Below are 11336 nucleotides of genomic sequence, written 5' to 3'. Positions count from 1 at the left end.
TGAAGGTGGGCTCTGTCGCCGAACTGGAGATGGGTCAGGACCGGCTGCAGAAGGCGTTGGAGGCTATCCCCCAGGATCAGCGTATTGCTCTTGAGAAGGCCGCTGAGCGAGTTCGGGACTACCACGAGCGTCAGGATCAGCAGTCATGGCAGTATGAAGACGATGACGGCACGGTGCTGGGTCAGAAGGTGACGCCTTTGGACCGCGCCGGTCTGTATGTGCCAGGTGGCAAGGCGGCCTACCCATCTTCCGTGCTGATGAACGCTATTCCGGCGAAAGTGGCTGGTGTGGGCGAGGTGATCATGGTGGTTCCTACGCCGGACGGTGTGGTGAACGATATGGTTCTGGCCTCTGCTGCAATTGCAGGCGTGGATCGTGTGTTCTGCGTGGGTGGTGCCCAGGCGGTTGGTGCGCTGGCTTACGGCACCGAGACCATTCCTGCCGTTGATAAAATCGTTGGGCCGGGAAATATTTTCGTGGCCACTGCCAAGCGGGAGGTTTTCGGCATCGTTGGCATCGACATGATCGCCGGTCCGTCCGAGATTCTGGTCATCTGCGACGGCAAAACCGACCCCGACTGGATCGCCATGGACCTGTTCTCCCAGGCGGAGCACGATGAGCAGGCGCAATCCATTCTTATCAGCCCGGATGCAGACTTTCTGGATGCGGTGGAAGAGAGCATAAATCGACTGCTCCCGATCATGGAGCGGGCAGAGATTATTGCCACCTCCATGAGCGATCGCGCCGCACTGATTCAAGTGGCGGACCTTTCGGAAGCGGCGCGGGTTTCCAATCGTATCGCGCCGGAGCACCTGGAGCTCTCTGTCGAAGATCCGCAGAGCCTGCTTGAAGAGATCCGCCATGCCGGCGCCATCTTCATGGGCCGGTTTACCGCCGAGGCGCTGGGCGACTATTGCGCCGGCCCGAACCACGTGTTGCCCACCTCCGGCACGGCGCGGTTTTCCTCGCCGCTGGGCGTTTATGACTTTCAGAAGCGGTCCTCCATTATCGGGTTTTCCGCCGCCGGCGCGGATCGGATGGGACAAGTGGCGTCGGTTCTGGCCCGCGGTGAGGGGCTTACGGCGCATGCCCGGTCGGCGGAATACAGAATTAAGGAGTAGGTCGATTGCGGCCCGTTGGGCCTTTTATGCCCTTCACGGGTAAATCCGACCTGCGTTTTGTTGAGAGTCAGCACGCAAGTTTGTCAGGGCGGCGGGGCTGTCCTCCCGGGAATGTAATTGGCCATGGATGGCCAATTCCAAGCGCACATGGATGTGCTTGTAGCGTTTCCCGGGAGGATAGTCCCGCCGGCCGTCTCCACGGAGTAAACATCACGATGAGCAAGTTCTGGAGCCCATTGGTTGAGAAGCTGACCCCCTACGTTCCCGGGGAGCAGCCAAAGATGGCCAATCTGGTGAAGCTGAATACCAACGAAAACCCTTTCGGCCCCTCGCCGAAGGTGATTGAGGCCATTACTGCCGAGCTGAGCGACAACCTCCGGCTCTACCCGGATCCCGAAGGTGAAGCGCTGAAAGGCACCATCGCCCGGTATTACGGCGTTGAGAAAGAACAGGTCTTCCTGGGCAATGGCTCTGACGAAGTGCTGGCGCACATTTTCTACGGCCTGTTCCAGCATGGCGAGCCGGTTCTCTATCCGGACATCACCTACAGCTTTTACCCGGTGTACTGCGGCCTCTACAACATCGAAGGCAAAACCGTAGCGCTGAACGACAGCTTCGAAATTGATCCGGAAGACTACAAACAGCCCAACGGCGGCATCATCTTCCCCAACCCCAACGCCCCCACTGGTCGCTACCTGGCGCTGGACAAGGTTGAGGCCATCGTTGCCGCCAATCCCGACCGCGTTGTAGTGGTGGACGAGGCCTATGTGGATTTCGGCGGCGAAAGTGCCATCAAACTGGTGGATAAATACCCCAATCTTCTGGTCAGCCAGACCCTGTCCAAGGCGCGCTCCCTGGCAGGCTTGCGGGTCGGCTTTGCGGTGGGCAGTCCCGAGCTGGTTGAAGCCCTGAACCGGGTAAAAAACAGCTTCAATTCCTACCCACTTGATCGCCTCGCCCTGGCAGGTGCTATTGCCGCCTTTGAAGACGAGAGCTGGTTCCGCGCCACCTGCGAGGGCGTTATCGGCGAACGGGATTGGGTTACCTCTAAAATGGAAATGCTGGGATTCGAGGTTCTGCCTTCGAAAGCCAACTTCATCTTTGCCCGTCACCCTGATCACGCAGGGGAAGCGCTGGCCAAAGGACTGCGGGAGCAGGGCGTGATTGTGCGCCACTTCAACAAGCCCCGGATTTCCGACTTCCTGCGCATCACCACCGGCACGTCTGACCAGAACAAACGGTTGATTCAATGCCTGGAAGCACTGGTGTAATACGATAACTGTCAGTTGCCGAGTACGGAGAACCCCATGGCATCACGCAGCGAGATCCTCCGCACACTGAACGAATGGCTTGCCCCGGAAAACTTCCAGGACTACTGCCCCAATGGTTTGCAGGTTGAGGGCACGGGAGAAGTAGGCACTATTATCAGCGGTGTCACTGCCTCCCAGGCGCTGGTTGATGCGGCGGTTGAGGCCGGAGCCGACATGATCCTGGTGCACCACGGCTACTTCTGGAAAGGCGAAGACCAGGCTATACGTGGTATGAAGCGCGAGCGCATCAAGCGCCTGCTGGACCACGACATCAACCTGGTGGCCTATCATCTGCCGCTGGATGACCATCCGGACTATGGTAACAATCGCCAGCTGGCGGACGTGCTGGGTATTCGAAATCCCCGGCCGCTGGATGGTCTGGTGTGGCAGGGCGAGCTGGACAGTCCCGTGTCGCCAGGGGCGTTTGCAGACCTGATTGGCAAGCAATTGCACCGGGTTCCCCTCTGGGTAGGGGATGGGCCTGCAGAGATTTCACGGGTTGGCTGGTGCACTGGCGCCGCCCAGGGATTTATCGGCAAAGCCCTGGATGCGGGGTTGGATGCCTATATCAGTGGCGAGATTTCAGAACCCACCACCCATACCGCCAGGGAGTGTGGTATTCATTATTACGCCGCCGGCCATCACGCTACCGAGCGTTACGGAGTTCAGGCCCTGGGACGGGCCCTGGAGAAGGCGTTCGGAGTCAGTCACCGGTTTATCGATTGCGATAATCCCGTTTGACGGCAAGGAACCGTCAGGCCTTCTGCTCTTTCTCGGCGAGCCCGAAATCTTCGGCCAGGGTGCCTTTCTCTTTCGGGTCGCTTTTGGGCGCATAGTCCCTGGGTGGCTCAGCATCTTCGCCGTCACCTGAGCCTTGCAGGCGCGCCCGCGCATTTTCTTTTTCCAGCTCAAGCAGCCAGTCTTCGTCATTGCAAAGGCGGTTTGCGCCGCGAGCCATATGCTGGTTCACGTCACGATAGGTGTCGTTGAAGCGGCGAAGCAGGTGAGCAGACTCCATGAAGTGCTCATTCACCTGCGCCTGGTAGCGGGTGTATTCGTTTCTGAGTTCTTCAATCTGTTGTTCAGCCCGGCGCTGCCGCAAAGTGGAGCCCTGACCGGAGCGGCCAACCAGTACCCCGATGACAATGCCAACAATCAATGCGGCGATAGCTGCCAGAATCAGGTTTGTCATATGCTGTGTCGTCCTTTTAATGAACCGGCCATGCCGGTGGTGCCGGTATACCGGCCGGTGCTGAATGCGCCAGATCCGCTGGCGTTTATTAATGTGGTCGCAATCCCTGTCCAGAGTATAACGCCCGAAAGCCTCTGCGCACATGAATGAAGCGTGCGCCAATCGTCGTATTGCATCGTATCGCTCGCCTGCCGCCGCTGATCAGGGGCTCCGGAGAGTTCCGGAACATGGCGAAAAAAGCCAAAATCGGCCACAATACGCCGCCGTTATGAATGACCATACTTCGGGAAACGCATTAATGACACCCCAAAAGTGCCTCCATATGACCCCATGGGAACGATACCAGCAGGACCTTGAGCGGCCGGAATTCCAGAAAGACCCGGCCCAGGAAGACGCGGTGCGCCGTTTGCAGTCACTGTACGACAAACTGGTGGCGGCGGAAAGGGAGCGCGAAAAACCGATGGTCAAGCTCCGGCTCAAACTGAAAAAGGGCAAGGAAGACCCGGTCAAAGGTTTGTATTTCTGGGGCGGGGTGGGTCGCGGCAAGACCTATCTGATGGATACCTTTTACGAATCCCTGCCGTTCGACCGCAAGATGCGGGTGCACTTTCACCGCTTCATGCAGCGCGTGCACAAGGAATTGAAAAGCCTGAAGGGCGAGAAAAACCCGCTGGAAATCGTTGCCAGGCAGTTTGCGGACGAAACCCGGGTTATCTGCTTCGATGAGTTTTTTGTGTCGGACATTGGCGACGCCATGATCCTGGCCACCCTGATGGATGGCCTGTTCAGCCGAGGTGTCACCCTGGTCTGTACCTCCAATATTGTTCCTGACGGCCTCTATAAAGATGGCTTGCAGCGAGCCAGGTTCCTGCCCGCTATAGAACTGGTCAAGAAACACACCGACGTGGTGAATGTGGACGGTGGCGTGGATTACCGCCTCAGGACCCTCGAGCAGGCGGAGCTGTATCATTACCCGCTGGATGATGAGGCCGACGAGAGTCTGCAGAAAAGCTACGACGGCCTTGCTCTCGAAGCCGGCAGCCACAGCCTGGAGCTGGAAATCAATGGCCGCAAGCTCCACGCCGTCAGCCACGCCGATGATGTGGTCTGGTTCGACTTCAAAACCCTGTGCGATGGCCCCAGAAGCCAGAATGATTACATCGAACTGGCCAGGGAATTCCACGCGGTGATCGTGAGCAATGTACCGGTTCTTGGCAAAGAGCGGGAAGACCAGGCCCGTCGGTTTATTAACATGATCGACGAGTTTTACGACCGCAATGTAAAAGTCATCATTTCTGCGCAGGCCGCCATCCCCGATCTCTATACCGGGGGGCGGCTGGCGTTTGAGTTCGAGCGTACCGAATCGCGGTTACTGGAAATGCAGTCCAGGGAGTATCTTGAGGCGCCTCACCGGGCCTGATGGCCCTGTCGATGTGATGGTCTCCTCCTCTCATTTCTGATAGGAAATTTCTCCTTCCCTATCCTGGCGCATTGCGACGCCGATTAGGAGGGGAGGAGACCATCACATCGACCTGCCTCTATCGGGCTGAAATCCCTTATCGGCCCAACTGGTTGCATCCAGAAATGTTGTCTATAGTGATTCTGTGCGAGGGGAGCCTGCCGCGGAGAGGGGTGTAATCGTAAAATCATACTTTTGACTGATCAAAGCGTCCGATGGCGTTAGCTATAGTGCGAACATCACGAGCACTGTGCATGAAGCCTCCAAACATCGTGAATACCAATAATCAGAGCAGCGACTCAGAACAACAATGGAGTAGCCTTCCAATGACAAGAAAAACACATCAATGGCAGCAGTGGACCAAATTGCCACTGGCCGTCGCGGTTGCCGCCGGAATGTCCGGCCAGGCAACTGCCTATTCATTTTATGTCGGGGATGTGGAAGCCTCTTTTGACACCACGCTGTCAGCAGGCGCCACCTGGCGTACCCAGGAGCGCGACAGAAGGCTGATTGCCCAGGGCAACCTCGGCCCTGAGTATGCCCCCGGAGGTTCGCTGGAAAACATCGGCGCTTCCACCAACAACTACGACGACGGTAACCTGAACTTCGAGAAAGGAGACACGGTCTCCAAGATTGTCAAAGGTAATAGCTCGCTGTTCCTGAACTACGATGTTCGTGGCGATTACCTCGACCGTGTTGGTGCCTTTGTTCGCGGCCGTTACTGGTATGACTTCGAACTGAAAGACGAGCGCCGTGCCGTGGATGATGTAGGCCAGCGCCGCTCATTGAATGAGCAGGCCAAAGACAATGCCTCCGGTGGCGAAATACTTGACGCCTACGTTTTCTCTGACTGGTGGCTAGGTAACACGCCGGTGAGTCTGCGCTATGGTAAGCAGGTGGTGAGCTGGGGCGAAAGCACGTTCATTCCGGGCAGCATAAACACCATCAATCCTGTCGATGTGCAGGCTTTTCGGGCTCCAGGCTCAGAACTGAAAGACGCGTTGCTGCCGGTTGAGATGCTCTATACCTCTGTTGGTGTTACCGAGGACGTAACCGTTGAAGCCTTCGTTCAGGCAGACTGGGAGCCGGTGCGTCCTGACGACTGTGGTACCTTCTTCTCCACCAACGACTTTGCTGCGGATGGCTGCGGCCCGGTATTGCTGGCAGGTACTCTGCCGGATTCACAGGCCCTCGCCCAGGGTTTTGTGGCACCACGCCTGGCCGACAAGGAAGCCGATTCCAAAGACCAGTTCGGTGTCGCGGTGCGCTGGTTCGTGCCGGAACTGAACAATTCGGAAATCGGGTTCTACTACATCAAGTACAACAGCCGCCTGCCGTACGTCAGTGGCCTGGTTAACAACCCGTCCTCGCCCAGTGCCACACAGCAGAGCGATCCTAACCTGCCAAACTCCCAGTTTCCCAGTTACTTCATAGAGTATCCTGAGAACATCAACCTCTACGGTATCAGCGTCAACACTAACGTATCAGGGGGCTGGTCTCTGGGTGCGGAATACAGCTTCCGGGATAATGTACCGTTGCAGTGGAATGCGTTTGAGCTGATTTTCGGCGGCCTGCAACAGCGTGGTCCCGATGGTCAGGTCCTGAGCGGGCTGGAAGCGCAGCGGCTTGAAGAAGCCGGCGGTGCCAATCTGGCTGGCAAGCCGGTTGACGGGTACGACCGGTTCAATGTATCGCAGGCGCAGTTTACGCTGATCAAATTCTTTGACCAGGTCATGGGTGCAAGCCGCATGTCACTGATCACTGAATTCGGCGCTACCTATGTGCATGATTTGCCAGACACCGACGAAGCCCGGTATGGCCGTTCAGGCACCTTTGGTATTGGTGCACTTCCCCTTGATGGTGCGAACTTCACCGGAGATTTCTGTGCGGCGGGCGCCAACACCAATACCAACTACTGTAACAATGAAGGCTTTACCACGTCCTTCTCCTGGGGCTACCGTACCCGTCTGGTCTGGGACTATCCCAGTGCGATTGCAGGCATCAACCTGTCACCGCAGCTGGCCTGGAGTCATGACGTGAAGGGGTATGCGCCACAGCCTGGCGGTGCCTTCAGCGAAGGCAACAAGGCCATTGGTGTGTCTCTGGAAGCTGTTTACCAGAACCGCATAACCGGCAATATCGGTTATACAAACTTTTTCGGTGGCAAGCCGTATAACGAGTTGACCGACCGTGACTTCGTGAGTGCGAGCGTCTCCTACTCATTCTGATTCGGCCTGAATTCGTTTAACGAGGTAAATTAAATGAAACTGAACAAGAAGCTACTGGCCACTGGCATACTATCTGCGTCTATGTTCGCAGGCAGCGCTTTCGGTGCGGTTTCCGCAGAGGAAGCGGCCAAGCTGGGTGATTCGCTCACACCGATGGGTGCGGAGAAGGCCGGCAATGGCAACGAAATCCCGGCCTGGGACGGCGGACTGACAACGCCACCGGCCGGCTATAACGACGACGGAATTTACGTGAATCCGTTCCCGGATGAAGAGCCGATGTTTACCATCGACCGCAGCAATGTCGATGAGTATGCAGACAATCTGTCCCCCGGGCAGATTGCGATGATCGAGCGCTACGATAACTATGTGATACCGGTCTATCCGACCCATCGCACGGCTGCGTATCCGCAAGACGTCATGGACAAGACGGTGGAAAACGCCACCAATGTTGAACTGATCAAGGACGGTAACGGGCTGGGTAATTATCAGACAGCCACTCCGTTCCCGATTCCCCAGAATGGCCTTGAAGCCATCTGGAACCACATCACCCGTTACCGCGGTGGTTCGGTCCAGCGTAATGTTGGCCAGGTGACTCCGCAGGAAAATGGTAACTACAGTGTGGTCAAGTTCCAGGACGAGCTGACCTGGCGCACCTATCTGAGAGATTACGACCCGAACGAAGACGAGAACGTGCTGTTCTACTTCAAGCAGGCCATCACCGCGCCGTCACGACTGGCGGGTAACGTGCTGCTGGTTCACGAGACCATTGACCAGGTTGCCGAGCCTCGGCGTGCCTGGGTATACAATGCCGGCCAGCGTCGTGTGCGCCGGGCACCCCAGGTCGCCTATGACGGTCCGGGTACGGCTTCTGATGGTATGCGTACCTCCGATAACTTCGACATGTTTAACGGCGCACCGGACCGTTACAACTGGGAGTTGATCGGCAAGAAGGAAATGTACATCCCGTACAACTCCTACAAGCTGGTGGATCGTGACCTGAGCTATGATGACATCATCAAGGCTGGCCATATCAATCAGGATCTGGCCCGTTATGAACTGCACCGTGTCTGGCATGTTCGCGCCACTCTGAAAGATGGTGAGCGCCACATCTACGGGCAGCGGGATTTCTACATCGATGAGGATTCCTGGCAGGCAACTATTATCGACCATTACGATGGTCGTGGTGAACTGTGGCGTGTAGCTGAAGCGCACAGCATGCAGTTCTACGATCAGGATGTGCCCTGGTACGCCATCGAAACGCTGTATGACCTGCTTTCCGGCCGCTATCTGGTGCTGGGCCTGACCAACGAGGAGTCCGATCCCTACGAGTTTGGTGTTAAACGTGCGTCGCGCGAATACACACCGTCGGCTCTGCGCAGGGCAGGTACACGCTAAGGCAGTCTTATCCGGAAACCTATCCGGGTGATGAAAACGGCGGGCTCTGGCCCGTCGTTTTTTTTGGTCCAAGGCAATTTCCAACAGCCAATCCTGTTGGAAATTTGCCGGTGTTTTCAGGCCTCTCCGTCAAACTTTTGCAGCCTACCCCTGATTTGGTTTAACCTCTGTCTACTAATACTAAAGGCGTACCCGATGCAGGGCGCCGACATAACGACAAGTCAGAGATCACACTTGCCGGACAACGGGTCGCCAGGCCTGCAGATTCCGGGTTTTCGACGGGGCGTAGAGTGAAACCATTTGATGATGGCTGTGCCGCCAACGATGAGTTCCAGTCGGCACTGGGTGGAGCACATCGTGGCGAGTTGATCAGGGATTTGTTGCGTCAGCGGGTGCGGATGCCGGAACCTGTACCCAACTACCTGAAACGAACCGCTCTGACGGAAAAATTCACTTCCGTTATCAGACCGGGGCAGGTGCTGTTTGTTGAAGCCCCGTCGGGTTCCGGCAAATCCCATGCGCTGAGTGCAGCCTTTCGCGAAACCGGCCGGAACCAGGACACTCTGAGGTGGCTCAGCCTCACAGGGCAGGAAAACGACGCAGGCCGCCTGATGGCGTTGCTGGATGTCGCATTGACGGCTCCCCGAGCTACCTCTACGCCCTCCGGCCAGCAAAAAGCCGCAAGTTATGGCGATGCACTGGCGTTGCTGTTATCGGATCCCCACTGGAACACCAGGGAAACTGACAGTGTTCTGGTCATCGACAACGTCGGAACCATCGCCAATCCGGCCGCCATTGCCCTGCTGCAGCAACTGGCAACCAACACGCCCGACGGGCTGGCCCTGGTGCTGGTGTCGAGGAAACCGCTGCCGTTCGAGACCCACACCTACGAACTGGAAGGCCGTTTCAACCGGATAGGCACAGAATCGCTGGAACTGACCCGTTCTGAAACCTTCGAGTTTTTCCAGACTGCAGTCAGCCGTAACCAGCTCACCACCGTCGCCGTTGAGCATCTTTACTCCCTGACAGAAGGCTGGATTACGCCGCTGGGTCTTTACCAGAGAGAGCTTGAGTCTTCCTCCGAAGCCCGGCTGCCGATCCAGGAAACTTTCAGTGTTGAACGTTTCCTCCGTGATGCTGTACTGGTCCATCTCACGCCGGGCCAGCAGCGCTCCCTGCGGGTCATGGCGGAAATGGAGATCGTATCGGACGAACTCTTCCTGGCCCTGGCAGATGCCGGTTGCGACCATGCGTTCAGGCCGTCCGCTGCTGCGGAAACGGGAATACCTCTTCGCCCACTGCCGGGCCGGGGGCGCTGGTTCCGTCTCAATCCGTTGCTGCACGACTGGTTGCAGACGCCGGCGCTCGATGGCTCGCGGGAGCGTGCACTCAGGGCCAGTCGCTGGTTCAGTGAGCGTAACCAGTTCCCGGAGGCCCTGCGTTACGCGCTGCTGAGCGGCGACCTTGACGAATCTGTCCGCATTGCCTCGGAGGGGTCCGAAGCATTGCTGATTGGTCAGGATACAGCGTCGCTGCTTCGTCTCCGTCGGTCTTTGCCCGCCGGTCTGCTGGAAAGGAGCGCCCGTCTGAAGATCGTTTATGGCTGGGTACACGCCATCGGCGGTCAGTTCAGACAGGCCCGTGTGCTGATCAGTGATCTGGATGAGGGCAATCATCCAGAGCTGCTCGGTCGCATTGATGCTCTGAGAGCCTTTATCCTCCGTGGAGAAGGCAGTGTTGATGACGCTCTGACTGTTGCCGACCGCGCTCTGCAGGCAGAGGAACTTTCTACCCAGGGCCAGCTTGTAACCCAGCTGGTTCGTTCCAGCGCCCTGTGCGCAGCAGGTGATTTTGGCCAGGCCAGGGAAGCCAACCGTATAGCCGCCAAGCTGGCGAGGGAAGCCGGCGACGCCGGTTCGGAGATACTGGCAGTGTATGCTCACGCGCGCATTGAACTGGGCAAAGGCTCGCTCAAACACGCTGAGCAATTGCTGAGAACGGGCCTGGATACGGCGATGAATGAATCTTCGCGCCCCGCCCGGGTTGGTGAAACCCGGCTCCAGCTTAATCTGGTGATGGTGCTGTGGCATCAGGGCAGGGAAGCGGAAGCGGACAGGCTGCTGGTAACCTGCATTCGTCATGCGGAACAGACCAGGGACCTGGGGCTGCTGCTCGCCATGGCGCTCAGGGTACTGATCTGCCGTACCCAGAACCGGATGGACGATGCCTTTGCCTGGATAGGTCGCGCCGAACGAACCATGCAGTCCTGGCAGGTGGACCAGTCGGTTTACGTTCCGGTACTGGAAGCCCTGAAAATCAGTGGCTGGCTAGCGCTGGGGCAAGCCGACACCGCGGCCCAGGCCATGGAGCGCCTGAATCCCTGGCGGGAAGTGAACTGCGTGCCGGAAATGTTTCCGATGATGCCGGGTATGCTGAACTGCCTGCAGGCGCGGATCGAGCTGGCCCGTGGGGATGACGTCAAGGCTGCGGAAACGGTGAAGGCCATCCGCAACAACAATAGTGAGACACTGCCGTTCGGGCTGGATATCCATTCAAGATTGCTGGAAAGCGTCGTCAGCTGGCGCCAGAAAGGCCCTGCAGTGGCGCAGAAAATCCTGGCCGCCGCTATCA

8 protein-coding genes are annotated in these 11336 nt (G+C 57.6%); 7 read left to right on the top strand and 1 reads right to left on the bottom strand.

Annotated features, from left to right (window positions below):
* From hisD to ACESMB_RS06480, 3 genes are all read left to right on the top strand, one after another.
* Window positions 1–1121, top strand: a 1121-nt coding sequence (hisD, locus tag ACESMB_RS06490) for a histidinol dehydrogenase (RefSeq protein WP_372971154.1), incomplete at its 5' end; no start/stop codon positions are given.
* 215 nt (window positions 1122–1336) lie between these two features.
* Entirely contained in the window at window positions 1337–2392 is a 1056-nt protein-coding gene (gene hisC, locus ACESMB_RS06485; protein ID WP_372971153.1) for a histidinol-phosphate transaminase, read from the top strand.
* Window positions 2393–2428: 36 nt separating this feature from the next.
* Window positions 2429–3172, top strand: coding sequence for a Nif3-like dinuclear metal center hexameric protein (locus ACESMB_RS06480; protein WP_372927350.1), 744 nt, complete (start codon window positions 2429–2431; stop codon window positions 3170–3172).
* A 13-nt stretch (window positions 3173–3185) separates the two neighbouring features.
* On the opposite strand, the gene ACESMB_RS06475 is transcribed toward ACESMB_RS06480, so the two are convergent.
* A complete protein-coding gene (locus ACESMB_RS06475) occupies window positions 3186–3623 on the bottom strand; it encodes a YhcB family protein (protein WP_372927349.1) in 438 nt (145 codons plus the stop codon).
* Window positions 3624–3945: 322 nt separating this feature from the next.
* Here ACESMB_RS06475 and zapE point away from each other — a divergent pair, with 322 nt between their 5' ends.
* The 4 genes from zapE to ACESMB_RS06455 form a co-directional block, all read left to right on the top strand.
* Complete coding sequence (zapE, locus tag ACESMB_RS06470; RefSeq protein ID WP_372927348.1) at window positions 3946–5043, top strand: cell division protein ZapE; 1098 nt, start codon at window positions 3946–3948, stop codon at window positions 5041–5043.
* Between the two features lie 365 nt (window positions 5044–5408).
* Window positions 5409–7310: a DUF1302 domain-containing protein gene (locus ACESMB_RS06465; RefSeq protein ID WP_372971152.1), complete on the top strand. Its 1902-nt coding sequence runs from the start codon at window positions 5409–5411 to the stop codon at window positions 7308–7310.
* Between the two features lie 33 nt (window positions 7311–7343).
* Window positions 7344–8705, top strand: coding sequence for a DUF1329 domain-containing protein (locus tag ACESMB_RS06460; RefSeq protein ID WP_372971151.1), 1362 nt, complete (start codon window positions 7344–7346; stop codon window positions 8703–8705).
* Window positions 8706–8995: 290 nt separating this feature from the next.
* A partial coding sequence (locus ACESMB_RS06455) for a helix-turn-helix transcriptional regulator (protein WP_372971150.1) occupies window positions 8996–11336 on the top strand: 2341 nt, incomplete at its 3' end.

The organism is Marinobacter sp. (genome assembly GCF_041686475.1).
Lineage (GTDB): Bacteria > Pseudomonadota > Gammaproteobacteria > Pseudomonadales > Oleiphilaceae > Marinobacter.
Note: the sequence above shows the minus strand (reverse complement) of the source record. Positions and strands in the feature narration are given on the sequence as shown.